Source organism: Yersinia massiliensis CCUG 53443 (assembly GCF_000312485.1).
Taxonomy (GTDB): domain Bacteria; phylum Pseudomonadota; class Gammaproteobacteria; order Enterobacterales; family Enterobacteriaceae; genus Yersinia; species Yersinia massiliensis.
In genome coordinates, this window is record NZ_HE997654.1 from 1 (window position 1) to 24,374 (window position 24,374).

Sequence of the window (24,374 nt, forward strand, 5' to 3'; positions counted from 1 at the left end):
GATTTTCAGCGACGTTCCGAGATTGGGTTGACTGGCTGCGCAGAGAGAGCGTGTAGCGGGTTGATTTAGACAGAATTTGCCTGGCGGCCATAGCGCGGTGGTCCCACCTGATCCCATGCCGAACTCAGAAGTGAAACGCCGTAGCGCCGATGGTAGTGTGGGGTCTCCCCATGCGAGAGTAGGACACTGCCAGGCATCAAATAAGCCGAGACCCCATGCCAAAAGCGTGGGGTTTTTGCTATGGGTCAAAGTCAAAAGAAAAGCCTTCTGCACAGCAGAGGGCTTTTTTTATGCCGTCACTTAAAACAAAATACAATATGAGTATTATGATCGGTTAGACTAGCGTCAGAGCTAGTTAGAATGAGTATCTAATGTAATGTCGAATCAAAATTCTCCGCTAAAACATCTCAATACTTTTGCATTATCAGCCTACGCAAGCAACGTAATCAGTGCCAATTCTGTTGATGAATTGATTAATTCATGGAGTGAGTCCACTTCTAAGCATCAGCCCGTACTTTTGCTAGGTGAAGGCAGTAATGTTCTATTTATCGAAAATTATTCAGGGACAGTACTACTAAATCGTATTAAGGGTATTACTTCTACTGAAGACGATATCGCTTGGCATTTGCATGTTGGGGCAGGAGAAAATTGGCACCAATTAGTATGCTATTCATTGCAAAATGGTATGCCTGGTTTAGAGAACTTAGCATTGATTCCCGGCTGTGTTGGTTCCGCGCCAATCCAAAATATCGGTGCCTATGGTGTTGAACTACAAAAAGTATGCGAATACGTTGATTTGCTTGATATGAAAGAAGGAACTATTCTGCGTCTTTCAGCCCAAGACTGCCAGTTCGGTTATCGAGATAGCATTTTCAAACATCAGTATGATGATGGCTATGCTATTGTCGCTGTTGGTATCAAACTATTGAAGTCATGGACACCAACATTGGGCTACGGTGATTTAACCCGTATGGACCCATCAAATGTTACACCTCAAGAGATCTTCGATTCAGTCTGTGAAATGCGCAGGAGTAAACTGCCAGACCCTACAGTGACTGGTAATGCTGGTAGTTTCTTTAAAAATCCAGTGGTGGACGCTACTGTCGCCGAAGATATTGTAAAACGCTACCCTAATGCACCCCACTATCTGCAACTCGATGGGTCAGTAAAATTAGCGGCAGGCTGGCTGATCGATCAATGTGCACTTAAGGGATACCAGATTGGTGGGGCAGCAGTACATCAGCAACAAGCTCTGGTTCTGATCAACCTTGCTGAAGCTACAGGACAGGATGTTCTTAATCTTGCTAGTTACATCCGCCAGCAAGTGGCCAACAAATTTTCTATCTGGTTAGAACCTGAAGTGCGCTTTATTGCAAGTGATGGTGAGGTTAATGCTGTGGAGCGCTTGTCATGAAAGATATAAAAATTCCTCTACGGTTGATCGGTATATTAGCAGACGGAACGTTTCACTCAGGTGAGCAATTGGGTGAAGTGTTTGGCATGAGCCGCGCTGCGATTAACAAGCATATACAAACCATTAGAGAATGGGGGCTAGATGTTTTTACTGTCCCCGGTAAGGGTTATAGCCTACCAGCACCTATCCAATTGCTAGATGAAAAGAAAATACTAAGCTATCTGCCGGCAGGGCAGGTGGCTGTTTTACCTGTTGTCGATTCTACAAATCAATACTTATTAGATCGTATTACCGAACTGAGATCAGGTGATGCCTGCGTTGCTGAATATCAGCATGCTGGAAGAGGTAGGCGCGGTCGTCAGTGGATATCTCCTTTTGGCGCCAATCTCTACTTGTCCATGTTCTGGCGCTTAGAGCAAGGGCCTGCAGCAGCGATGGGGCTAAGCTTAGTTGTAGGGATTGTTATGGCTGAAGTACTGCATAAGCTGGGTGCAGGAGATGTTCGTGTTAAATGGCCAAATGATCTGTATTTAAATGATAAAAAGCTAGCTGGCATATTAGTTGAACTTACGGGTAAAACTGGTGATGCGGCACAGTTAGTGATCGGTGCTGGTATAAATCTGACAATGCGTGAATCGACAACGAATGTTATTAGCCAAGACTGGATTAATTTACAGGAAGCCGGTGTTATTATCGACCGTAATAAATTAACGGCAGAGTTATTATCTGAACTACGGTTGGCAGTCGTAAAATTTGAGAATGAGGGACTGTCAGCGTTTATTTCACGCTGGCGAGAAATGGATAATTATCTTGATCGTTCTGTGAAACTTATCATAGGAAATCAAGAAATATACGGAGTAGCTCGAGGGATCGATCAGCAAGGGGCATTATTATTGGATCAGAATGGAAATATAAAGCCCTACATTGGTGGCGAAATATCTCTTCGTGGTGTCTAATGGAATTCTATGCGGGTAGTCATTGCTACCCGCTACTTATTATTTTCTCAAACGAACATTTTCAACGGCATGATTGGCACTTTTGGTCATTATTAGACTGGCTCGCTCACGTGTGGGTAAAATATTTTGTTTTAAATTCAATCCATTAATCTCTTTCCATAACTGCGTCGCAATTTTAACCGCCTCAGTTTCTGGCAGCTTCGCATAATTATGGAAGTAAGAATCAGGATTAGAAAATGCACCCTGTCTAAATTTAAGGAATCGATTAATATACCAGCTTTGAAGTAAATCCTCAGGTGCATCGACATATATAGAGAAATCTACAAAGTCTGAAACAAATACATGATGGGGATCATGAGGATAATCCATCCCACTTTGTAGAACATTCAAACCTTCTAGTATTAGAATGTCTGGTTGCTTAATAAGTTTATTACCGTCAGGAACGACATCATATATTAAATGAGAATAAACGGGCGCGGTAACATGATCAGCCCCTGATTTAACTTCTGAGACAAATTTCACCAAACTATGCATATCATAGGATTGTGGAAATCCTTTTTTCTTCATCAAACCGCGCTCATTAAGCACCTTATTCGGATAAAGAAAACCATCTGTCGTGATGAGTTCGACACTACGATGTTCCGGCCAGCGGCTCAGCAATGCTTGGAGTAAGCGGGCTGTGGTACTTTTGCCCACGGCTACACTTCCCGCAATCCCAATGACATAGGGAATACGCTGACCATCCGTACCAAGAAATTGCTCTAGAACAGCCTGACGACGCAGATTAGAGCTGATATAAAAGTTAAGTAGCCGTGAGAGTGGCAGATATATCTGTGCCACTTCATCTAAAGAAAGATCTTCGTTAATCCCTTTGAGTTTAACGATTTCTTCTTCAGTTAGAGTTAATGGTACCGAGTCGCGCAGGGCTGCCCACTGAGTACGATCGAACTGTAGATAAGGCGTCGCTAACGATTGATCTCTTTTTGTCATAAGCCAAATTCTGCCTGTTAACGCAGTTGGACAAGGCGCTGGACGCCAACTCCAGATAAGAAACAAGCTGCATATTATAGGCAGCTTGCTCTTTGGCGTAGACATTTTTGTACTTTGCGAGTGATTTCTTTGAAGTGTGTTGCTATTCCAGCTAGCGAGAAGGAATTCTCATATGTCATTGCCTTTTTACTCATGTCAGCCATTATTCTTAGCTGGCTTGCGTTGTATGTAATTGATTAACAGTAAATAACCGCTTGAAGTAAATTGCTGTCGGATGATAATTACCATCCGGTGAACAGGCATAATCAGGGATCTTTCCCATGCAAAAATAACCTTGTGCACGATAGAATGATTCTGCAGGAGAACCTGCTTGGGTATCCAGATATAGCAATCCACGACGTAACTGAACGGCAACACTCTCCATTTCTATAATCAATTTATGGCCAATACCGGTACGTTGACTGCGACTATGTACTAGTAGCTTTTGTACTTCAGCACGATTTAAGCCATTCGACTTTTGGCAAAGATCTAATTGAATAGTACCTGTAACGCCTATCTCATCGCGGGCTATCCACAACAGCAACGTCCCTTTAGCGATAGCGGGACGTAGACTATGAAAATAGTTTTCAGCTTCTTCCTGCGAAAGAGCACGAGTGTTGTAGCCGATTGAAGCGCCATGGGAAACAGCATCGATTAATAATTTTGCAAGTTCGCTCTGGTAAATAGGCAATGTGGCCGCGTTAAGTAGAACTATCTTCATGCTAAAGCCTCTCAAAAAACAATAGCTAACATATTTATACTTAAGCAATAAGCGAGCCAAATATTTTGCGGCGCAAATATCCAGCATAGCGTAATGATTTTTAGAGAGGCGCACTGTTTTGGGGCGATGTGCTCTACTTTGGGATGCTATTTCCATCTGTGATGAAAATTAAGCAGGTTAAAGTAGTGGGTGCAAATCGAACGGTTTGTGGTCAATAATACTACTAACACTTAAAAAATGGCCATTTTGTGAGCGAAAGAGTGACTTGTGCAATTTTTTTGTTGCATCATAGGCCAGCTCTACCTAGAATGCGCAGCACTTGATGCCGGCATAGCTCAGTTGGTAGAGCAACTGACTTGTAATCAGTAGGTCCCGAGTTCGACTCTTGGTGCCGGCACCATTCAAGTACTAACAATTAGGTGGGGTTCCCGAGCGGCCAAAGGGAGCAGACTGTAAATCTGCCGTCATCGACTTCGAAGGTTCGAATCCTTCCCCCACCACCATATTTAACCTTGAGTCTCAGGGTGATTCAAAAGAATGAACCCTATACACACTCAAGGCGAAAGCTAAGCTTTCGATGAAGAGTGAAGTGGCCAAGCCCTTCCTTTCAGGTTCTGCAGATTAAGTCAGGTAGCCGAGTTCTAAGATGCGGGCATCGTATAATGGCTATTACCTCAGCCTTCCAAGCTGATGATGTGGGTTCGATTCCCACTGCCCGCTCCAAGATGTGCTGATATGGCTCAGTTGGTAGAGCAGCCCTAGCAAGGGTAAGGTCGGCAGTTCAGATATGCCTATCAGCACCATTTCTCATTTTCTCGTTCCCCTGATTTTTCTTTCTGTGTTATGGATTCATCAAGCATGCGCTTGGTTGATGTGGTGAAACCACCGATTCCGTGTCTTAGAGGGACAATCGATGTCTAAAGAAAAGTTTGAACGTACAAAACCGCACGTTAATGTGGGTACTATCGGCCACGTTGACCATGGTAAAACTACCCTAACTGCTGCAATTACTACCGTATTGGCTAAAACTTACGGCGGTAGTGCTCGTGCATTCGACCAGATCGACAACGCTCCGGAAGAGAAGGCCCGTGGTATCACCATCAACACATCACATGTTGAATATGACACCCCATCGCGCCACTATGCGCACGTTGACTGCCCAGGCCATGCTGACTACGTAAAAAATATGATTACGGGTGCTGCGCAGATGGACGGAGCGATCCTGGTTGTCGCTGCAACTGATGGTCCTATGCCACAGACTCGCGAGCACATTCTGTTGGGCCGTCAGGTTGGTGTTCCTTACATCATCGTATTCATGAACAAATGCGACATGGTTGACGATGAAGAACTGCTGGAATTGGTAGAAATGGAAGTTCGTGAACTTCTGTCTACTTATGATTTCCCAGGCGACGACCTGCCCGTAGTTCGTGGTTCTGCGCTAAAAGCGTTAGAAGGCGAAGCTGAATGGGAAGCAAAAATCATTGAACTAGCTGGATTCTTGGATTCTTACATTCCAGAGCCAGAACGTGCGATTGATAAGCCATTCCTGCTGCCAATTGAAGACGTATTCTCAATCTCTGGTCGTGGGACTGTCGTCACTGGCCGTGTAGAGCGCGGTATCGTCAGAGTTGGCGAGGAAGTTGAGATTGTTGGTATTATTGATACCATTAGAACAACTTGTACTGGCGTTGAGATGTTCCGCAAACTGCTGGACGAAGGTCGTGCAGGTGAGAATGTGGGTGTTCTACTGCGTGGTACTAAGCGTGACGACGTTCAGCGTGGTCAAGTGTTGGCTAAACCGGGCTCAATCAAACCACATACTAAATTTGAATCAGAAGTTTATATTCTGAGCAAAGAAGAAGGTGGCCGCCATACACCATTCTTCAAAGGCTACCGTCCTCAGTTCTACTTCCGTACCACTGACGTTACAGGTACCATAGAACTGCCTGACGGTGTTGAGATGGTTATGCCTGGTGACAACATCAACATGGTTGTTAATCTGATAGCACCTATCGCAATGGATGATGGTCTGCGCTTCGCTATTCGTGAAGGTGGCCGTACTGTAGGTGCTGGCGTTGTTGCAAAAGTCATTGAATAAGATTTGACGCGACATGCGATAAAAGGGCATCATTTGATGCCCTTTTTCTACGTTGTCATACTAGAACCTATCTCATCAGTAGTTTTTTATCATAATTACCGGTGAGATGGGCTCTGGAAGTACAGCGAATAGTGCTGAATGGTGCCGATAAGAGAATCATTAGAGCATCCTTCGGCTTGGTTTGCTTTGCGATGCGAAGCAAAGTTGTTTGTTCTGAATCATAGTGACAGGTTGGTTTATGAGTGCGAATACCGAGGCTCCAGGGAGCGGACGCGGCCTGGAAACGGCTAAATGGCTAATCGTTGCTGTATTATTAGTTGCAGCTATCGTTGGAAATTATTATTACCGTGATTTCAGCTTGCCGCTGCGTGCGTTGGCAGTTGTAGTTATTATCGCTGTTGCCGGTGCTGTTGCACTGATGACGGCAAAAGGTAAAGCCACTGTAGCGTTTGCTCGTGAAGCGCGCACAGAAGTACGTAAAGTGATTTGGCCTACCCGTCAGGAAACGCTGCACACAACATTAATCGTTGCTGCGGTAACTGCTGTAATGTCACTGATTCTATGGGGGCTAGATGGTATTCTGGTCCGCTTGGTATCGTTTATTACTGGCCTGAGGTTCTAAGATGTCTGAAGCACCAAAAAAGCGTTGGTACGTCGTTCAGGCGTTTTCCGGTTTTGAAGGCCGTGTAGCTCAATCGCTGCGCGAGCACATCAAGTTACATGACATGGAAGAGCTATTTGGCGAAGTCATGGTTCCAACGGAAGAAGTCGTCGAGATTCGTGGTGGTCAACGCCGCAAAAGTGAACGCAAATTCTTCCCAGGCTATGTACTGGTCCAGATGGTGATGAACGATGCCAGCTGGCACTTAGTGCGTAGTGTGCCACGTGTCATGGGCTTTATCGGTGGTACATCCGATCGCCCTGCACCAATCAGCGATAAAGAAGTTGATGCGATCATGAATCGTCTTCAGCAAGTGGGTGATAAGCCTCGTCCTAAAACGCTGTTTGAGCCAGGTGAGCTGGTACGTGTTAGCGATGGTCCGTTTGCTGACTTTAACGGTGTTGTTGAAGAAGTCGACTATGAAAAGAGCCGCTTAAAAGTGTCTGTTTCCATTTTTGGTCGTGCAACACCGGTTGAACTTGATTTCAGTCAAGTAGAAAAAGGCTGATTCATTTTTCGGCAGTGGTTGAAATTTGAGTCTTGTCTTAGGCGCGAAATTACAATATAATCTCGCGCCTTTTGTTTTTATATGTCTTGCTTTTGTCATCCGTGGCAACTTATTTCATAGTAAATAATAGCGAGGCAAAACACGGGGAGCCTCAAACGAGGCGATACTACCCAAATCGAGGAAATCGTAAATGGCTAAGAAAGTACAAGCCTATGTCAAGCTGCAAGTAGCAGCTGGTATGGCGAACCCAAGTCCACCAGTTGGTCCAGCATTGGGTCAGCAAGGTGTTAACATCATGGAATTCTGTAAGGCGTTCAATGCTAAGACTGAAAGCATTGAGAAAGGTCTGCCGATCCCTGTTGTTATTACTGTTTATTCTGACCGCTCATTCACTTTCGTTACTAAGACCCCGCCAGCAGCAGTTCTGCTGAAAAAAGCGGCAGGTATTAAGTCTGGTTCTGGCAAGCCGAACAAAGACAAAGTAGGGACTGTGACCAGTGCTCAGGTTCGTGAAATCGCAGAAACCAAAGCTGCGGATATGACTGGTGCTTCAATTGACGACATGATGCGTTCAATTGAAGGTACTGCTCGTTCCATGGGCCTGGTAGTGGAGGGTTAATAAATGGCTAAGCTGACCAAGCGCATGCGCGTGATCCGTGACAAAGTTGATGTTACTAAGCAATACGATATCAACGAAGCTGTTGCCCTGCTGAAAGAGCTGGCTACTGCTAAATTCGTAGAAAGCGTGGACGTTGCCGTTAATCTCGGTATCGACGCACGTAAATCTGACCAGAACGTTCGTGGTGCAACTGTGTTGCCACACGGTACTGGCCGTTCAGTACGTGTTGCTGTTTTCGCTCAGGGTGCAAACGCTGAAGCTGCGAAAGAAGCAGGCGCTGAATTGGTAGGTATGGAAGACCTGGCTGATCAAATCAAGAAAGGCGAAATGAACTTCGACGTTGTTATTGCTTCCCCAGATGCAATGCGCGTTGTAGGTCAATTGGGCCAAATCTTAGGTCCACGTGGCCTGATGCCAAACCCTAAAGTGGGTACTGTTACTCCTAACGTTGCTGAAGCAGTTAAGAATGCTAAAGCTGGTCAGGTTCGTTATCGCAACGACAAAAACGGTATTATCCACACTACCATTGGTAAAGTTGACTTCGACGCAGATAAGTTGAAAGAAAACTTAGAATCTCTGGTTGTTGCGCTGAAGCGTGCTAAACCTGCTACAGCGAAAGGCGTTTATATCAAGAAAATCAGCCTGTCCACCACTATGGGTGCCGGCGTTGCTATTGATCAAAGCGGCCTGACTGCAGTAGTGAACTAATCACTAATTGCTTTTATCGCTTTACGTGGGCGTAAGGTTTGTCTAGAATTTTACGCCCATGCTTCTGTTGAAGGTGTTTTTCTCAGCAGAAAACAGAATTTTTCGGTTGGAGCTTGGCCTTATCCAAGCCTCCGTCCAAGACCGCAGGTGTTCCGCAAAGAACTTAATTTCCTGCGTAGACGGTGACAGAACCTAAAGAAATTTTTTCGTTTTTTTTATAAAGAATTGAAAAGAATAGTCTTTGCTGGATTCTGCTCACCGTGTTTCAACGCCCATTCACTGCATTTTGTGGTGCTTTGGGTGACGTGAGTTCCGGGGAATAACTCCCCGGTTAATCCAGGAGCAAGAACTAATGGCACTAAATCTTCAAGGCAAACAAGCGATTGTTGCTGAAGTTAAAGAAGTAGCCAAAGGTGCGCTGTCTGCGGTTGTTGCGGATTCTCGTGGCGTTACCGTTGATAAAATGACTGAACTGCGTAAAGCAGGTCGTGAAGCAGGCGTTCACATGCAAGTTGTTCGTAACACCTTGCTGCGTCGCATTGTTGAAGGCACTCCATTCGAATGCCTGAAAGACACGTTTGTTGGTCCAACCTTGATTGCATTCTCTACTGAGCACCCGGGCGCAGCTGCTCGTTTGTTCAAAGCATTTGCTAAAGATAATGCAAAATTTGAGGTTAAAGCAGCAGCCTTTGAAGGCGAGTTAATCCCTGCGGCTCAAATCGACCGCCTGGCAACTCTGCCGACCTACGAAGAAGCAATCGCACGTCTGATGGGAACCATGAAAGAAGCCGCTGCTGGCAAATTGGTTCGTACACTGGCTGCGCTGCGTGACCAGAAAGAAGCTGAAGCGGCATAATTGCCCTCACTTTTTTAGTCATTGCTTTTTAACGTATTAACTATTTCTGTATTTTAGGAACACTTGTTATGTCAACTATCACTAAAGACCAAATTCTGGAAGGCGTTGCAGCTCTGTCTGTAATGGAAATCGTTGAACTGATCTCTGCTATGGAAGAGAAATTCGGCGTTTCAGCTGCTGCTGTTGCTGCAGGTCCTGCTGCTGCTGCTGAAGCTGTAGAAGAACAAACTGAGTTCAACGTTGTTCTGGCTTCATTCGGCGACAACAAAGTTGCAGTAATCAAAGCTGTTCGCGGCGCAACTGGCCTGGGCTTGAAAGAAGCTAAAGACCTGGTTGAATCTGCACCTGCAGTTCTGAAAGAAGGCGTGAACAAAGATGAAGCTGAAAGCCTGAAGAAAGAACTCGAAGCAGCTGGTGCTGCTGTTGAGATCAAGTAATCTAAGCTTTGAGCTTGCAGCCTAACTTATAGGCTGATGGCTGGTGACTTTTTAGTCATCAGCCTTTTTGCGCTGTAGGGCGTTAGTCGCATTTCACACTGTTTAGCGGCTGACTAACCCCCAATATTCCTTTCTATTGACGACTTAATATACTGCGTTCTCAGCTACGACCCACTCGGGTAGCTCGGTAGTCAAAGTATCGCGATGAAATGATTTAAGAGTGATAGGAAAGAGTATTCCGAGAGGTGTTTCGACTTCTCATTCAAAATAATAGTGTTGCATGACCTGTCCTAATGTTAGGGCGGACAGAGTGGGTCACTGATCAGCGAGCTGAGGAACCCTATGGTTTACTCCTATACCGAGAAAAAACGTATTCGTAAGGATTTTGGTAAACGTCCACAAGTCTTGGACATACCTTATCTCCTTTCTATTCAACTTGACTCGTTCCAGAAGTTCATCGAGCAAGATCCCGAAGGGCAGCACGGTCTAGAAGCAGCATTCCGTTCTGTTTTTCCAATCCAGAGCTACAGCGGCAATTCGGAGCTGCAATACGTTAGCTACCGTCTTGGTGAGCCTGTATTTGACGTCAAAGAGTGCCAGATCCGTGGTGTGACTTATTCCGCACCGCTGCGCGTTAAATTGCGTCTGGTTATCTATGAGCGCGAAGCTCCGGAAGGTACGGTTAAAGACATCAAAGAACAAGAAGTCTACATGGGTGAAATTCCACTCATGACCGATAACGGTACCTTTGTCATTAACGGTACTGAGAGGGTTATCGTATCTCAGCTGCACCGTAGTCCTGGCGTATTCTTTGACAGCGATAAGGGTAAAACCCATTCATCGGGTAAAGTGCTGTATAACGCACGTATCATCCCTTACCGCGGTTCATGGTTAGATTTCGAGTTTGACCCGAAAGATAACCTGTTTGTCCGTATCGACCGTCGTCGTAAATTGCCTGCAACCATCATTCTGCGTGCATTGAATTTCACCACCCCACAGATCTTGGATCTGTTCTTTGACAAAGTGGTCTTTGAAATTCGTGACAACAAGCTGCAGATGGAATTGGTTCCAGAGCGTCTGCGCGGTGAAACGGCATCCTTTGATATTGAAGCGAATGGCAAGGTTTACGTCGAGAAAGCGCGTCGTATTACTGCTCGCCATATTCGCCAGCTTGAAAAAGACGGCATTGATCGCATCGAAGTTCCGGTTGAATACATTGCCGGTAAAGTCGTCGCAAAAGACTATATCGATGAGAACACTGGCGAACTGATCTGTGCGGCCAACATGGAGCTGTCACTGGATCTGTTGGCTAAGCTGAGTCAGTCTGGCCACAAGCAAATCGAAACATTGTTCACCAACGACTTGGATCACGGTGCTTATATCTCCGAGACCCTGCGTGTTGACCCAACTAGCGATCGTCTGAGCGCTTTGGTTGAGATTTACCGCATGATGCGTCCTGGTGAGCCGCCAACACGTGAAGCAGCTGAAAATCTGTTCGAGAACCTGTTCTTCTCTGAAGACCGCTATGACTTGTCTGCGGTTGGCCGAATGAAGTTCAACCGTTCCCTACTGCGTGACGAGATCGAAGGTTCCGGTATCCTGAGCAAAGAAGACATCACTGAAGTGATGAAAAAGCTCATCGATATCCGTAACGGTAAAGGCGAAGTGGATGATATCGACCACTTAGGCAACCGTCGTATTCGTTCTGTTGGTGAAATGGCTGAAAACCAGTTCCGCGTAGGTCTGGTTCGTGTTGAGCGTGCAGTTAAAGAGCGTTTGTCTCTGGGTGACCTCGATACATTGATGCCACAGGACATGATCAACGCCAAGCCAATTTCGGCAGCGGTGAAAGAGTTCTTTGGCTCTAGCCAATTGTCACAATTTATGGACCAGAACAACCCGTTGTCTGAAATCACGCATAAGCGTCGTATTTCTGCATTGGGCCCGGGCGGTTTGACCCGTGAACGTGCTGGCTTTGAAGTTCGAGACGTTCATCCGACTCACTATGGTCGTGTATGTCCAATCGAAACGCCAGAAGGTCCAAACATCGGTCTGATCAACTCCTTGTCTGTATACGCACAGACTAACGAGTATGGTTTCCTGGAAACGCCATATCGTCGCGTGCGTGACGGTCTGGTGACTGATGAAATCAACTATCTGTCTGCTATTGAAGAAGGCAACTTCGTTATCGCTCAGGCGAACTCCAACTTGGACGAAGATGGCCGCTTCATTGAAGACTTAGTCACTTGTCGTAGCAAAGGCGAATCAAGCCTGTTCAGCCGCGATCAAGTTGACTACATGGACGTTTCCACTCAACAGGTGGTGTCCGTTGGTGCATCTCTGATTCCATTCTTGGAACACGATGACGCCAACCGTGCCTTGATGGGTGCGAACATGCAACGTCAGGCAGTTCCAACTCTGCGTGCTGATAAGCCGTTGGTAGGTACTGGTATGGAACGTGCGGTAGCGGTTGACTCAGGGGTAACCTCTGTAGCCAAACGTGGCGGTACTGTTCAGTACGTTGATGCATCCCGTATCGTTATCAAAGTTAACGAAGACGAGATGTACCCAGGCGAAGCAGGCATTGATATTTATAACCTGACCAAATACACCCGTTCTAACCAGAACACCTGTATCAACCAGATGCCGTGTGTCAATCTGGGTGAGCCAATCGAGCGCGGCGACGTGCTGGCAGATGGCCCATCAACAGATTTGGGCGAACTGGCATTGGGTCAGAACATGCGCGTAGCGTTCATGCCTTGGAACGGTTACAACTTCGAAGACTCCATTTTAGTCTCCGAGCGCGTGGTGCAAGAAGATCGCTTCACAACCATCCATATTCAGGAATTGGCATGTGTGTCTCGTGACACCAAGTTAGGGCCTGAAGAGATCACTGCTGACATCCCTAACGTGGGTGAAGCTGCGCTCTCCAAATTGGATGAATCCGGTATCGTGTATATCGGTGCTGAAGTGACTGGCGGCGATATTCTGGTCGGTAAAGTAACACCTAAAGGTGAAACTCAGCTGACTCCAGAAGAGAAGCTGTTACGTGCGATCTTCGGTGAGAAAGCGTCTGATGTTAAAGATTCTTCTCTGCGTGTACCAAACGGTGTTTCCGGTACGGTTATTGACGTGCAGGTCTTTACTCGCGATGGCGTAGAAAAAGATAAGCGTGCGTTAGAAATCGAAGAAATGCAGTTGAAGCAGGCTAAGAAAGACCTGACTGAAGAATTGCAGATCTTGGAAGCAGGCCTGTTTGCACGTATCCATGCAGTACTGGTTTCTGGTGGCATCGAAGCTGACAAGCTGAGCAAGTTACCACGTGATCGCTGGCTGGAACTGGGCCTGACCGACGAAGACAAGCAAAACCAACTGGAACAGTTGGCAGAGCAGTACGACGAAATGAAATCCGAATTCGAGAAGAAGATGGATGCCAAGCGTCGTAAGATCACCCAAGGTGATGATTTGGCACCAGGCGTGCTGAAGATCGTCAAGGTGTATCTGGCCGTTAAACGTCAGATTCAACCGGGTGACAAAATGGCCGGTCGTCACGGTAACAAAGGTGTTATCTCCAAGATTAACCCGATCGAAGATATGCCTTACGATGAAAACGGCACGCCGGTAGACATCGTTCTGAACCCGCTGGGCGTACCATCGCGTATGAACATCGGTCAGATTTTGGAAACCCACTTAGGCATGGCAGCGAAAGGCATTGGCGAGAAAATCAACGCCATGCTGAAAAAGCAGGAAGAAGTTGCCAAACTGCGTGAGTTTATCCAGAAAGCCTACGATCTGGGTGACAACGTTTGTCAGAAAGTTGATCTGAGCACCTTCACCGATGACGAAGTTATGCGTCTGGCTGAGAACCTGAAAAAAGGTATGCCAATTGCAACGCCGGTCTTCGATGGTGCCAAAGAGACTGAAATCAAGGAACTGTTAAAGCTGGGTGGCCTGCCAACTTCTGGTCAGATTACTCTGTTTGACGGCCGTACCGGTGAGCAGTTCGAGCGCCAGGTTACTGTCGGCTACATGTATATGCTGAAACTGAACCACTTGGTTGATGACAAAATGCATGCGCGTTCTACCGGTTCTTACAGCCTGGTTACTCAGCAGCCGCTGGGTGGTAAGGCTCAGTTCGGTGGTCAGCGCTTCGGTGAGATGGAAGTGTGGGCGTTGGAAGCTTATGGCGCCGCGTACACATTGCAGGAAATGCTTACCGTCAAGTCCGACGATGTAAACGGCCGTACCAAGATGTACAAAAACATCGTGGATGGCGATCACCGTATGGAACCAGGCATGCCGGAGTCCTTCAACGTATTGTTGAAAGAAATCCGCTCGCTGGGCATCAATATCGAGCTGGAAGAAGAGTAATCTTCCCCAGACAGCAAGCTCTCATAGCCGGGAGTTTGCTGGTGGTTCGCACTGGTCACAGGGGCGCTCAAACCTAGGTTTTTATATTCTTAGGTTTGGGTGCCTATCAGGTCTAACTCCGACAGGAGCCAATCCGTGAAAGACTTATTAAAGTTTCTGAAAGCGCAAACTAAGACCGAAGAGTTTGATGCGATCAAAATTGCTCTGGCATCGCCAGACATGATCCGTTCTTGGTCGTTCGGCGAAGTGAAAAAGCCGGAAACCATTAACTACCGTACGTTCAAACCAGAACGTGACGGCCTTTTCTGCGCCCGTATCTTTGGCCCAGTAAAAGATTACGAATGCCTGTGCGGTAAGTACAAGCGTTTGAAACACCGCGGTGTTATTTGTGAGAAATGCGGCGTTGAAGTGACTCAAACTAAAGTACGCCGTGAGCGTATGGGTCACATCGAACTGGCTTCTCCAACTGCGCACATCTGGTTCCTGAAATCCTTGCCTTCGCGCATCGGTTTGCTGCTGGATATGCCATTACGTGACATCGAACGTGTTCTGTACTTCGAATCCTATGTGGTTATCGAAGGCGGCATGACCAACTTAGAACGTCGCCAGATCCTGACTGAAGAGCAGTATCTGGATGCGTTGGAAGAGTTTGGTGATGAGTTCGACGCGAAAATGGGCGCCGAAGCTATCCAAGCCCTGTTGAAAAACATGGATCTGGAAGCTGAGTGCGAGATCCTGCGCGAAGAATTGAACGAGACAAATTCTGAAACCAAACGTAAGAAGCTGACCAAGCGTATCAAGTTGCTGGAAGCGTTTGTCCAATCTGGTAACAAGCCAGAGTGGATGATCCTGACCGTGCTGCCTGTGTTGCCGCCAGATCTGCGTCCATTGGTTCCATTGGATGGCGGTCGCTTTGCGACTTCTGATCTGAACGATTTGTATCGTCGCGTGATCAACCGTAACAACCGTCTGAAGCGCCTGCTGGACTTGGCTGCACCTGACATCATCGTACGTAACGAAAAGCGTATGCTGCAAGAAGCAGTAGATGCATTGCTGGATAACGGCCGTCGCGGTCGTGCAATTACCGGCTCTAACAAGCGTCCGTTGAAGTCACTGGCTGACATGATCAAAGGTAAGCAAGGTCGTTTCCGTCAGAACTTGCTGGGTAAACGTGTTGACTACTCAGGCCGTTCGGTTATCACCGTAGGTCCATACCTGCGTCTGCATCAGTGCGGTCTGCCGAAGAAAATGGCTCTTGAGCTGTTCAAACCGTTCATTTACGGCAAGCTGGAACTGCGTGGTCTTGCGACTACCATCAAAGCAGCCAAGAAAATGGTTGAGCGTGAAGAAGCAGTTGTTTGGGATATCTTGGATGAAGTTATCCGTGAACACCCAGTACTGCTGAACCGTGCACCAACCCTTCACCGTTTGGGTATCCAAGCGTTTGAACCGGTTCTGATCGAAGGTAAGGCAATCCAATTGCACCCATTGGTTTGTGCGGCATATAACGCCGACTTCGATGGTGACCAAATGGCTGTTCACGTACCGCTAACACTGGAAGCTCAGTTAGAAGCGCGTGCGTTAATGATGTCTACCAACAACATTCTGTCACCAGCGAACGGCGAGCCAATCATCGTTCCTTCACAGGACGTTGTATTGGGTCTGTATTACATGACCCGTGACTGTGTTAACGCCAAAGGCGAAGGCATGGTTCTGACTGGCCCGAAAGAAGCTGAGCGTATTTACCGCGCTGGCCTAGCATCTTTGCATGCACGGGTAAAAGTCCGTATTACTGAAGAAATCCGTAATATCGAAGGCGAAAGTACAACACGTACCAACATTATCGATACGACTATCGGCCGTGCCATTTTGTGGATGATTGTCCCGAAAGGCCTGCCTTACTCTATCGTTAACCAACCGTTGGGTAAAAAAGCCATTTCTAAGATGCTGAACACCTGTTATCGCATCTTGGGCTTGAAACCAACCGTTATCTTTGCTGACCAGATCATGTACACCGGCTTTGCTTATGCAGCACGCTCAGGCGCCTCTGTAGGTATCGATGACATGGTTATCCCAGATGCGAAAGCAGGGATCATCGAAGAAGCTGAAACCGAAGTTGCCGAGATTCAGGAACAGTTCCAATCCGGTCTGGTGACTGCGGGTGAACGTTATAACAAAGTGATCGATATCTGGGCTGCGGCGAACGAACGTGTTGCTAAAGCGATGATGGATAACTTGTCTGTCGAAGACGTCGTCAACAGTAAAGGCGAAGTTGAGCAGCAGGTTTCCTTCAACAGCATCTTTATGATGGCCGACTCCGGTGCGCGTGGTTCTGCGGCACAGATTCGTCAGCTAGCAGGGATGCGTGGCCTGATGGCTAAACCAGATGGCTCGATCATTGAAACGCCAATCACCGCGAACTTCCGTGAAGGGTTGAACGTACTTCAGTACTTCATCTCAACGCATGGTGCTCGTAAAGGTTTGGCGGATACCGCATTGAAGACTGCGAACTCCGGTTACCTGACCCGTCGTTTGGTTGACGTGGCACAGGATCTGGTTGTGACTGAAGATGACTGTGGTACTCATAACGGTATCGTTATGACACCAGTTATCGAAGGTGGTGATGTTAAAGAGCCACTGCGCGATCGCGTTCTGGGTCGTGTGACCGCTGAAGAAGTTATCAAGCCGGGTACGGCTGATATTCTGGTTCCGCGTAACACCCTGTTGGACGAAAAATGGTGTGATCTGTTAGAAGATAACTCCGTCGACAGCGTCAAAGTTCGTTCAGTTGTAAGCTGTGAAACCGATTTCGGTGTGTGTGCTAACTGCTATGGTCGCGACCTGGCACGTGGTCACATCATCAACAAAGGTGAAGCAGTGGGTGTTATTGCAGCACAGTCCATCGGTGAGCCAGGTACACAGCTTACGATGCGTACGTTCCACATCGGTGGTGCGGCATCTCGTGCGGCAGCAGAATCCAGCATTCAGGTTAAGAACAAAGGCACGCTGAAGTTGAGCAACGTCAAGTTCGTGACCAATGCAGCAGGCAAGCTGGTTATTACTTCTCGTAATACTGAGCTGAAGCTGATCGACGAATTCGGTCGTACTAAAGAAAGCTACAAAGTGCCTTATGGTGCCGTAATGGGCAAAGGCGATGGCGCAGAAGTTCAGGGCGGCGAAACCGTTGCTAACTGGGATCCGCACATCATGCCAGTTGTGACCGAAGTGAGCGGTTTCATTCGCTTCGCGGACATGGTTGACGGCCAGACCATTACACGCCAGACCGACGAACTGACTGGTTTGTCTTCTCTGGTGGTTCTGGATTCAGCAGAGCGTACCGGTAGCGGTAAAGACCTGCGTCCAGCACTGAAAATTGTTGATGCCAAAGGCAACGACGTATTGATCCCTGGTACTGATATGCCTGCTCAATACTTCCTGCCAGGTAAAGCGATTGTACAGTTGGAAGACGGCATTCAGATCGGCGCAGGTGATACCTTGGCGCGTATTCCGCAAGAATCAAGCGGTACCAAGGATATTACCGGTGGTCTGCCACGTGTTGCTGACTTGTTCGAAGCACGTCGTCCGAAAGAGCCTGCAATCCTGGCTGAAATCAGCGGGATCATCTCGTTCGGTAAAGAGACCAAAGGCAAGCGTCGTTTGGTGATCTCACCGTTGGATGGTAGCGATGCATACGAAGAGATGATTCCGAAATGGCGTCAGCTCAACGTGTTCGAAGGTGAAATTGTAGAACGCGGTGACGTGGTCTCCGACGGCCCAGAATCTCCACATGACATTCTGCGTCTTCGTGGTGTTCACGCGGTTACCCGTTACATCACCAACGAAGTACAGGAAGTTTACCGTCTGCAAGGCGTTAAGATTAACGATAAACACATCGAAGTTATCGTTCGTCAGATGTTGCGTAAAGGCACCATCGTTGACGCTGGTGGCACCGACTTCCTGGAAGGCGAGCAGGCAGAAATGTCTCGCGTTAAAATCGCTAACCGTCAGCTGGCAGCAGAAGGCAAAATTGAGGCTACGTTCACACGTGACCTGCTGGGTATCACCAAGGCATCCTTGGCGACCGAGTCCTTTATCTCTGCAGCGTCGTTCCAGGAAACCACGCGCGTTCTTACTGAAGCGGCAGTTGCCGGTAAACGTGATGAACTGCGTGGCCTGAAAGAGAACGTTATCGTGGGCCGTCTGATTCCAGCCGGTACCGGTTACGCTTATCATCAGGATCGTGCGCGCCGTAAAGCGCTGGGTGAAGTGCCTGTTGTTCCGCAAGTTAGCGCGGATGAAGCAACGGCTAACTTGGCTGAATTGCTTAACGCTGGTTTCGGTAACAGCAAAGACTAATCTCTTTGTTTGTCACCAAACTAAAAACCGCTCCTTTGGGAGCGGTTTTTTTTTACCATTTTTCAGTGGGCAAAGCCCCAATTACGGAATTGCTCGACCTAAATGACGATCCCAATCTTTCCAAACAGGTTGTAACCCTGCTTGCGTCAATGCTTGGGCGACTTGCTGTGGCGAGCGATTATCATGGGGGGCAAACTGCTCCAGTTCAGGGTGATCGTCAGCATATCCCCCTGGTTGAGTCTTCGATCCGGCACTGACATTGTTGATTGCCACGGGAATGACATTGTCGCGGAAGAAGGGGGATTCCCGAGTCGAGAGTGACAATTCCACATCCGGTGCGAACAGACGAAATGCACAAATTAGTTGCAGTAGTTGCGGCTCACTCATCAGCGATGCTGGCTCAATACCACCGGCGCAGGGCCGTAACCGTGGGAAAGAGATCGAATAGCGACTCTGCCAATAGGTTTTTTGCAGATAAAACAGATGTTCCGCCAACATATAGCAATCTGTTCGCCAACTGTTCGATAGCCCGATCAACGCGCCTAATCCTATCTTATCGATTCCTGCCCGACCTAAGCGGTCAGGGGTCGCCAACCGCCAATGGAAATCTTGCTTATGGCCCCGTAAATGATGCTGCTGATAAGTGGCTGGGTGATAGGTTTCCTGATAAACCATCACGCCATCCAATCCCAGCGTTTTTAATTCTGCATATTCCGCTTCTGCTAGCGGCTGCACTTCCATCATTAACGAACTGAAACGACGACGAATGGCTGGCAAGTGGCGTCTGAAATAGTCCATACCCACTTTTGCTTGATGCTCTCCGGTGACCAACAGTAAATGTTCGAAGCCTAATGCTTTGATAGCTTCACATTCACGGATGATCTCCGTTTCATCCAGTGTTTTGCGCTTGATGCGATTGCTCATGGAGAAGCCGCAATAAGTACAATCATTCGCACAGAGATTGGAAAGGTACAGCGGGACATAAAACCCGACAGTATTGCCGAAACGTTGGCGGGTGAGTTGCTGAGCTTTTTGCGCCATCGGCTCCAGATAGGCCAGTGCTGCCGGTGAGATCAGCGCCATCAGATCTTCTCGGTCGGGCTTGATGCTATTTAACGCCCTCTCGACGTCACGCGCGGTTTTCGCATTGATGCGCAGAGAGATATCGTCCCAATCCAATTGCTGCCAATGAGAACTAAAATCTTCAGGCATGATGATTCTCCTCTAACTGGCTGAGGAAACCGGTCAGTGGGCTGGTGGCTGTCGCCTGATGTTGTGAGTGCCCCAATCCTGCTTGGCGCGCCAACTCGCCGGACTCCACCGCCAACCGGAAGGCATGGGCCATTTGTACCGGTGAACGTGCCACAGCAATCGCGGTATTCACTAATACGGCATCTGCTCCCAGTTCTATCGCTTCAACGGCATGACTAGGCGCGCCAATACCTGCATCGACCACCACTGGCACTTTCGTTTGCTCAATAATGATTTGTAGAAAGTCGCGGGTGCGTAGGCCTAAATTTGAACCTATCGGTGCCCCTAGCGGCATCACAGCGGCACAGCCTACCTCCTCCAGCCGTTTACATAATACCGGGTCCGCGCCGCAGTATGGCAACACCACAAAACCGTCTTTCACCAATATTTCAGCGGCTTTCAGAGTTTCTATCGGATCGGGTAGCAGGTACTTCACATCGGGGTGGATCTCGAGTTTCACCCAGTGAGTCCCGAGGGCTTCGCGTGCTAAACGTGCGGCAAACACCGCTTCTTCGGCGGTTTTCGCCCCAGAAGTATTAGGTAGTAAGCGCACCCCTAATTGGCGCAAGGGGGCCAAAATAGCATCGTTGCCTGATTTCAAGTCAACTCGCTTCATCGCCATGGTAATTAGCTGTGAACCAGAAGCCTGTAGTGCTTCCAGCATCAGTGCAGGCGACGAAAATTTTCCCGTGCCGGTAAACAATCTTGAGGTAAAGGTGGTATCAGCAATTTTCAACATATCAGCCCCCTGCAATGGCTTGAAACAGCAAAATGTCATCCCCATCCTGTAATAGGTGGTTGTCCCAACTATCACGGGGAATAATGGTTTGATTGATGGCGAGCGCACTGCCAGGTTGGTTGTAACCCAACTGAGTTAATAGCCCATTCACCGTCAACGAGTTATCTAGCTCGATCAATTCATCATTAAGTGAGATTTTCACGTTCTGCCTCCGCAAGCCGGACAATGGTTGGCTTTGCTGAGTTGCAACGTGCTCCAGCTTTGCTGTTTGCCATCGAATAGCCGCAATTTGCCACTGAGTGCCGAGGGCAGCCCTGCCAGCATTTTGATGGCTTCCAATGCCTGCAATGTTCCGATGACACCCACGACTGGCCCTAACACGCCCGCGGTACGGCAGTTACGCTGCTGTGTTTCTTTGCTGGGATATAAGCAGGCATAGCAACCGTGGGCGTAAGGGGGTTCGATAATGAGCAATTGGCCGCTAAATCCAACGGCACTGCCACTGATCAAGGGTTTGCCTGCTTGGACGCAGGCGGCATTGACCTGATGACGGGTTTCCATGTTGTCGCAACAATCGAGCACTAAATCTGCTGCCGCAACAGCGTCGGTTAAGGTATTGCCCGCCAAACGTTGCTCGAGGGTGATGACCTCTATCTGCGGGTTTAGGCCCTGCAACTGGTGCTGTGCCAGTTTGGCTTTGCTTTGACCAATATCAGCCGTGCGGTAAAGCACCTGACGCTGTAAGTTACTTATTTCCAAGGCATCATCATCGGCTAACCACAACTTTCCTACGCCAGCCGCCGCTAAATAGAGCGCAGCAGGTGAACCAAGCCCCCCGAGACCCACAATCAATACGCTGGCTTGTTTCAGTTTTTGCTGCCCGTCGGGGCCGATATCCTCCAGCAACAGTTGGCGACTGTAGCGTAGAAAATCTCTATCACTCAATGCGTTATCATGCATAAGTTATCTCCTTGCCTTCGACCAGTCGCAATAACTGTGTTGTAGCATGTTGCCAATCTGCGGCTTGGGTGATGGCACTGACCACCGCAACGCTCCCCACACCGCTGGCGACAACTTCAGGTACGCGTTCCAAATTGATGCCGCCAATGGCAACCGTCGGGTAATCAGGTGTATTGATCACCTGTCGCGTTAAAGCAGCTATGCCTTGCGGGGAAGAGGGCATCTGCTTGGTTTGGGTGGGGAAAATATGGCCGAGAGCAATATAAGAAGGGCGTAACTCACGGGCCAGCGCCAGCTCATGTTCATCGTGGGTGGAGACACCAAGCCGTAATCCGGCCTGCTGAATGGCCGCTAAATCGGCAATCTCAAGATCCTCTTGCCCGAGGTGAACCCCATATGCGCCGTGCTTAATGGCGAGCCGCCAGTAGTCATTGATAAATAGTCGGGCGTTATAGCGTTTACCTAACTCAATGGCAGCGGCAATATCCTGTTCCACCTGCTTATCGTCTAAATCTTTGATGCGCAGTTGGATAGTGCTCACGCCACTGGCGAGTAGCCGAGTGATCCAGACCAATGAATCCACCACGGGATACAGCCCTAGGCGGTGCTCAGTCGCGGCAAAAGGTGCATCAAGCTTGTTCATCGTTAACCTCTGTCTGCCGGATACTCGCGCTGTGATACAACTCGCTACCACGAGAGCGGAACTCAGCCGACATCTTCTCCATGCCAGATTGCTGAATCTGGATAGGTTGAGCTTGAGTTTCCTGCGTAGCCCGTTCTTGCAAAGCGGCCTGTTCTTGCATAGCAGCATAGTCGCGTACTTCTTGCGAGATTTTCATTGAGCAGAATTTTGGGCCGCACATTGAGCAGAAATGGGCCACTTTACCGGATTCTTGCGGCAAGGTTTCATCGTGATAAGCGCGTGCAGTTTCAGGATCGAGGGCCAGATTAAACTGATCTTCCCAGCGGAATTCAAAACGGGCTTTGGACATGGCGTTATCGCGGATCTGCGCGCCAGGATGCCCTTTGGCCAGATCGGCGGCATGAGCGGCTATTTTGTAAGTAATAAGCCCCTGCTTTACATCGTCTTTATTCGGTAGACCAAGGTGCTCTTTCGGTGTGACATAACACAACATGGCACAACCAAACCAACCGATCATGGCCGCACCAATACCCGAGGTGAAGTGATCGTAACCCGGTGCGATATCTGTGGTGAGCGGCCCTAAGGTATAAAAAGGTGCTTCGTGACAGTGCTCCAACTCTTCAGTCATATTGCGACGGATCATCTGCATGGGGACATGACCCGGCCCTTCGATCATCACCTGAACATCATATTCCCAAGCGATCTTGGTCAATTCACCCAATGTATGCAATTCGGCGAACTGGGCTTCGTCATTGGCATCTTGAATAGAACCTGGACGTAAGCCATCACCCAGTGATAATGAAACGTCGTAGGCTGCGCAAATTTGGCAAATTTCACGGAAATGCTGGTACAGGAAGTTTTCCTGATGATGGGAAAGGCACCATTTCGCCATAATAGAACCGCCGCGAGAGACGATACCGGTCAAACGTTTCGCGGTCATCGGCACATAACGCAGTAACACACCGGCGTGGATAGTAAAATAGTCCACTCCTTGTTCAGCCTGCTCCAGCAAAGTATCGCGGAACATTTCCCACGTTAAATTCTCGGCAATACCATTCACTTTTTCTAACGCCTGATAGATAGGCACGGTGCCGATGGGGACTGGGCTGTTACGTAGAATCCATTCACGGGTTTCATGAATATAGCGGCCTGTAGACAAATCCATCACGGTATCGGCCCCCCAGCGCGTTGACCAAACCAATTTCTCCACCTCTTCTTCGATGGAGGAGGTCACGGCTGAGTTACCGATATTGGCGTTCACTTTGACCAAGAAGTTTCGACCAATAATCATGGGTTCGGCTTCTGGGTGATTAATATTAGCGGGGATGATGGCACGGCCTGCGGCAACTTCTTGGCGCACGAATTCTGCTGTGATGTTATCCGGCAAGTTGGCCCCAAAATTTTGCCCAGGATGCTGGTGGCGCAGGACTTCGCCGCGAACCCTTTCGCGCCCCATGTTTTCGCGAATAGCGATAAACTCCATTTCTGGTGTGGTAATACCCGCCCGAGCGTAATGAAGTTGGGTTACGCATTTGCCATCGATGGCTTTTTGCGGACGTGGTAAGTGCTCAAAGCGCAAATGGTCCAGACCTTCATCAGCCAAGCGCTGTTGAGTAAAGCCTGAACTGACCGTGCTCAGTGCTTCGGTATCTTGACGGTCCGCTATCCAGCTAGCACGCAATTTGGGCAGGCCGGTGTGGACATCGAGCTTAGCGAGTGGGTCACCATAGGGGCCAGAGGTGTCGTAAACCGGGATAGCTTCATTGTCTTCGTAGCGAGGATCATCTTTGCCGCCGCCGATCAACGTTGGGCTAAGCTGGATCTCGCGCATGGGAACCTGAATATCAGGTCGCGAGCCCTGTAAATAGATTCGTTGAGAGTTGGGGAAGGTCACTCCTTGCAAAGTATCAATAAATTGCTGAGCTTCTTCACGCTGCACTTTGCGCGGACGTGACGGTTTTTTAACGGTGGATGACATTGTATTTTTAGACATAGCAAATTCCTACCAGTGTGGTGTAGAGGGAAAATTGCTTGTCTGGAGCTTGGC

Annotated in this window: 19 protein-coding genes, 4 tRNA genes and 1 rRNA gene; 16 read left to right on the top strand and 8 right to left on the bottom strand. The window is 48.3% G+C overall.

The window, feature by feature from the left end:
• Window positions 1–79: 79 nt before the first annotated feature.
• From rrf to birA, 3 genes are all read left to right on the top strand, one after another.
• Window positions 80–195: ribosomal RNA gene (rrf, locus tag BN68_RS22630) — 5S ribosomal RNA — on the top strand.
• Window positions 196–376: 181 nt separating this feature from the next.
• The gene (gene murB, locus BN68_RS22635; RefSeq protein WP_019213443.1) at window positions 377–1,414 is read left to right on the top strand and encodes a UDP-N-acetylmuramate dehydrogenase; all 1,038 of its coding nucleotides are present in this window, start codon (window positions 377–379) and stop codon (window positions 1,412–1,414) included.
• The gene (gene birA, locus BN68_RS22640) at window positions 1,411–2,370 is read left to right on the top strand and encodes a bifunctional biotin--[acetyl-CoA-carboxylase] ligase/biotin operon repressor BirA (protein ID WP_019213444.1); all 960 of its coding nucleotides are present in this window, start codon (window positions 1,411–1,413) and stop codon (window positions 2,368–2,370) included. The genes murB and birA overlap by 4 nt, the downstream gene beginning before the upstream one ends.
• Before the next feature lie 39 nt (window positions 2,371–2,409).
• On the opposite strand, the gene coaA is transcribed toward birA, so the two are convergent.
• Both coaA and BN68_RS22650 read right to left on the bottom strand, forming a co-directional pair.
• The gene (coaA, locus tag BN68_RS22645; RefSeq protein ID WP_019213445.1) at window positions 2,410–3,360 is read right to left on the bottom strand and encodes a type I pantothenate kinase; all 951 of its coding nucleotides are present in this window, start codon (window positions 3,358–3,360) and stop codon (window positions 2,410–2,412) included.
• A gap of 208 nt (window positions 3,361–3,568) precedes the next feature.
• Complete coding sequence (locus BN68_RS22650) at window positions 3,569–4,120, bottom strand: GNAT family N-acetyltransferase (RefSeq protein ID WP_019213446.1); 552 nt, start codon at window positions 4,118–4,120, stop codon at window positions 3,569–3,571.
• 324 nt (window positions 4,121–4,444) lie between these two features.
• Between BN68_RS22650 and BN68_RS22655 the strand changes: the two genes are divergently transcribed.
• The 13 genes from BN68_RS22655 to rpoC all read left to right on the top strand — a co-directional run bounded on the left by BN68_RS22655 (window position 4,445) and on the right by rpoC (window position 18,734).
• A tRNA-Thr gene (locus BN68_RS22655) sits at window positions 4,445–4,520 on the top strand.
• Between the two features lie 18 nt (window positions 4,521–4,538).
• Window positions 4,539–4,623 (top strand) — tRNA-Tyr (locus BN68_RS22660).
• A gap of 145 nt (window positions 4,624–4,768) precedes the next feature.
• Window positions 4,769–4,843 (top strand) — tRNA-Gly (locus BN68_RS22665).
• A 6-nt stretch (window positions 4,844–4,849) separates the two neighbouring features.
• Window positions 4,850–4,923, top strand: a tRNA-Ala gene (locus BN68_RS22670).
• Window positions 4,924–5,033: 110 nt separating this feature from the next.
• The gene (tuf, locus tag BN68_RS22675) at window positions 5,034–6,218 is read left to right on the top strand and encodes an elongation factor Tu (RefSeq protein WP_019213447.1); all 1,185 of its coding nucleotides are present in this window, start codon (window positions 5,034–5,036) and stop codon (window positions 6,216–6,218) included.
• Between the two features lie 238 nt (window positions 6,219–6,456).
• Complete coding sequence (gene secE, locus BN68_RS22680) at window positions 6,457–6,840, top strand: preprotein translocase subunit SecE (protein WP_004704671.1); 384 nt, start codon at window positions 6,457–6,459, stop codon at window positions 6,838–6,840.
• Window position 6,841: 1 nt separating this feature from the next.
• A complete protein-coding gene (gene nusG, locus BN68_RS22685) occupies window positions 6,842–7,387 on the top strand; it encodes a transcription termination/antitermination protein NusG (protein WP_002210671.1) in 546 nt (181 codons plus the stop codon).
• A 190-nt stretch (window positions 7,388–7,577) separates the two neighbouring features.
• The gene (gene rplK, locus BN68_RS22690; RefSeq protein WP_004393384.1) at window positions 7,578–8,006 is read left to right on the top strand and encodes a 50S ribosomal protein L11; all 429 of its coding nucleotides are present in this window, start codon (window positions 7,578–7,580) and stop codon (window positions 8,004–8,006) included.
• Window positions 8,007–8,009: 3 nt separating this feature from the next.
• A complete protein-coding gene (gene rplA, locus BN68_RS22695) occupies window positions 8,010–8,714 on the top strand; it encodes a 50S ribosomal protein L1 (protein ID WP_019213448.1) in 705 nt (234 codons plus the stop codon).
• 352 nt (window positions 8,715–9,066) lie between these two features.
• Complete coding sequence (rplJ, locus tag BN68_RS22700) at window positions 9,067–9,570, top strand: 50S ribosomal protein L10 (protein ID WP_004876760.1); 504 nt, start codon at window positions 9,067–9,069, stop codon at window positions 9,568–9,570.
• A 68-nt stretch (window positions 9,571–9,638) separates the two neighbouring features.
• Window positions 9,639–10,007: a 50S ribosomal protein L7/L12 gene (gene rplL, locus BN68_RS22705; protein ID WP_019213449.1), complete on the top strand. Its 369-nt coding sequence runs from the start codon at window positions 9,639–9,641 to the stop codon at window positions 10,005–10,007.
• Window positions 10,008–10,349: 342 nt separating this feature from the next.
• Window positions 10,350–14,378, top strand: a complete 4,029-nt coding sequence (gene rpoB / locus BN68_RS22710) for a DNA-directed RNA polymerase subunit beta (protein WP_019213450.1) — start codon at window positions 10,350–10,352, stop codon at window positions 14,376–14,378.
• A 135-nt stretch (window positions 14,379–14,513) separates the two neighbouring features.
• On the top strand, window positions 14,514–18,734 hold the full coding sequence (rpoC, locus tag BN68_RS22715) for a DNA-directed RNA polymerase subunit beta' (protein ID WP_019213451.1): 4,221 nt from the start codon (window positions 14,514–14,516) through the stop codon (window positions 18,732–18,734).
• Between the two features lie 81 nt (window positions 18,735–18,815).
• Here rpoC and thiH read toward each other — a convergent pair whose 3' ends face one another.
• From thiH to thiC, 6 genes are read right to left on the bottom strand one after another with little or no spacing between them, the layout of a single operon-like run.
• Window positions 18,816–19,946, bottom strand: coding sequence for a 2-iminoacetate synthase ThiH (gene thiH, locus BN68_RS22720; protein WP_019213452.1), 1,131 nt, complete (start codon window positions 19,944–19,946; stop codon window positions 18,816–18,818).
• On the bottom strand, window positions 19,939–20,724 hold the full coding sequence (locus tag BN68_RS22725) for a thiazole synthase (protein WP_019213453.1): 786 nt from the start codon (window positions 20,722–20,724) through the stop codon (window positions 19,939–19,941). Before BN68_RS22725 ends, thiH begins: the two co-directional genes overlap by 8 nt.
• 1 nt (window position 20,725) lies before the next feature.
• A complete protein-coding gene (gene thiS, locus BN68_RS22730; protein ID WP_019213454.1) occupies window positions 20,726–20,926 on the bottom strand; it encodes a sulfur carrier protein ThiS in 201 nt (66 codons plus the stop codon).
• Window positions 20,923–21,684 carry a HesA/MoeB/ThiF family protein gene (locus tag BN68_RS22735; RefSeq protein WP_019213455.1) on the bottom strand — a complete coding sequence of 254 codons (762 nt, stop codon included), beginning with the start codon at window positions 21,682–21,684 and terminating at the stop codon, window positions 20,923–20,925. Before BN68_RS22735 ends, thiS begins: the two co-directional genes overlap by 4 nt.
• Complete coding sequence (gene thiE / locus BN68_RS22740; protein ID WP_019213456.1) at window positions 21,677–22,327, bottom strand: thiamine phosphate synthase; 651 nt, start codon at window positions 22,325–22,327, stop codon at window positions 21,677–21,679. Before thiE ends, BN68_RS22735 begins: the two co-directional genes overlap by 8 nt.
• Window positions 22,314–24,320: a phosphomethylpyrimidine synthase ThiC gene (gene thiC, locus BN68_RS22745; RefSeq protein WP_019213457.1), complete on the bottom strand. Its 2,007-nt coding sequence runs from the start codon at window positions 24,318–24,320 to the stop codon at window positions 22,314–22,316. Before thiC ends, thiE begins: the two co-directional genes overlap by 14 nt.
• Window positions 24,321–24,374 lie beyond the last annotated feature (54 nt).

Bases quoted from the DNA above. Each gene is read 5' to 3' on its own strand.
- murB (WP_019213443.1), top strand. From the start codon at position 377: ATGTCGAATCAAAATTCTCCGCTAAAACATCTCAATACTTTTGCATTA.
- birA (WP_019213444.1), top strand. From the start codon at position 1,411: ATGAAAGATATAAAAATTCCTCTACGGTTGATCGGTATATTAGCAGAC.
- coaA (WP_019213445.1), bottom strand. From the start codon at position 3,360: ATGACAAAAAGAGATCAATCGTTAGCGACGCCTTATCTACAGTTCGAT.
- BN68_RS22650 (WP_019213446.1), bottom strand. From the start codon at position 4,120: ATGAAGATAGTTCTACTTAACGCGGCCACATTGCCTATTTACCAGAGC.
- tuf (WP_019213447.1), top strand. From the start codon at position 5,034: ATGTCTAAAGAAAAGTTTGAACGTACAAAACCGCACGTTAATGTGGGT.
- secE (WP_004704671.1), top strand. From the start codon at position 6,457: ATGAGTGCGAATACCGAGGCTCCAGGGAGCGGACGCGGCCTGGAAACG.
- nusG (WP_002210671.1), top strand. From the start codon at position 6,842: ATGTCTGAAGCACCAAAAAAGCGTTGGTACGTCGTTCAGGCGTTTTCC.
- rplK (WP_004393384.1), top strand. From the start codon at position 7,578: ATGGCTAAGAAAGTACAAGCCTATGTCAAGCTGCAAGTAGCAGCTGGT.
- rplA (WP_019213448.1), top strand. From the start codon at position 8,010: ATGGCTAAGCTGACCAAGCGCATGCGCGTGATCCGTGACAAAGTTGAT.
- rplJ (WP_004876760.1), top strand. From the start codon at position 9,067: ATGGCACTAAATCTTCAAGGCAAACAAGCGATTGTTGCTGAAGTTAAA.
- rplL (WP_019213449.1), top strand. From the start codon at position 9,639: ATGTCAACTATCACTAAAGACCAAATTCTGGAAGGCGTTGCAGCTCTG.
- rpoB (WP_019213450.1), top strand. From the start codon at position 10,350: ATGGTTTACTCCTATACCGAGAAAAAACGTATTCGTAAGGATTTTGGT.
- thiH (WP_019213452.1), bottom strand. From the start codon at position 19,946: ATGCCTGAAGATTTTAGTTCTCATTGGCAGCAATTGGATTGGGACGAT.
- BN68_RS22725 (WP_019213453.1), bottom strand. From the start codon at position 20,724: ATGTTGAAAATTGCTGATACCACCTTTACCTCAAGATTGTTTACCGGC.
- BN68_RS22735 (WP_019213455.1), bottom strand. From the start codon at position 21,684: ATGCATGATAACGCATTGAGTGATAGAGATTTTCTACGCTACAGTCGC.
- thiE (WP_019213456.1), bottom strand. From the start codon at position 22,327: ATGAACAAGCTTGATGCACCTTTTGCCGCGACTGAGCACCGCCTAGGG.
- thiC (WP_019213457.1), bottom strand. From the start codon at position 24,320: ATGTCTAAAAATACAATGTCATCCACCGTTAAAAAACCGTCACGTCCG.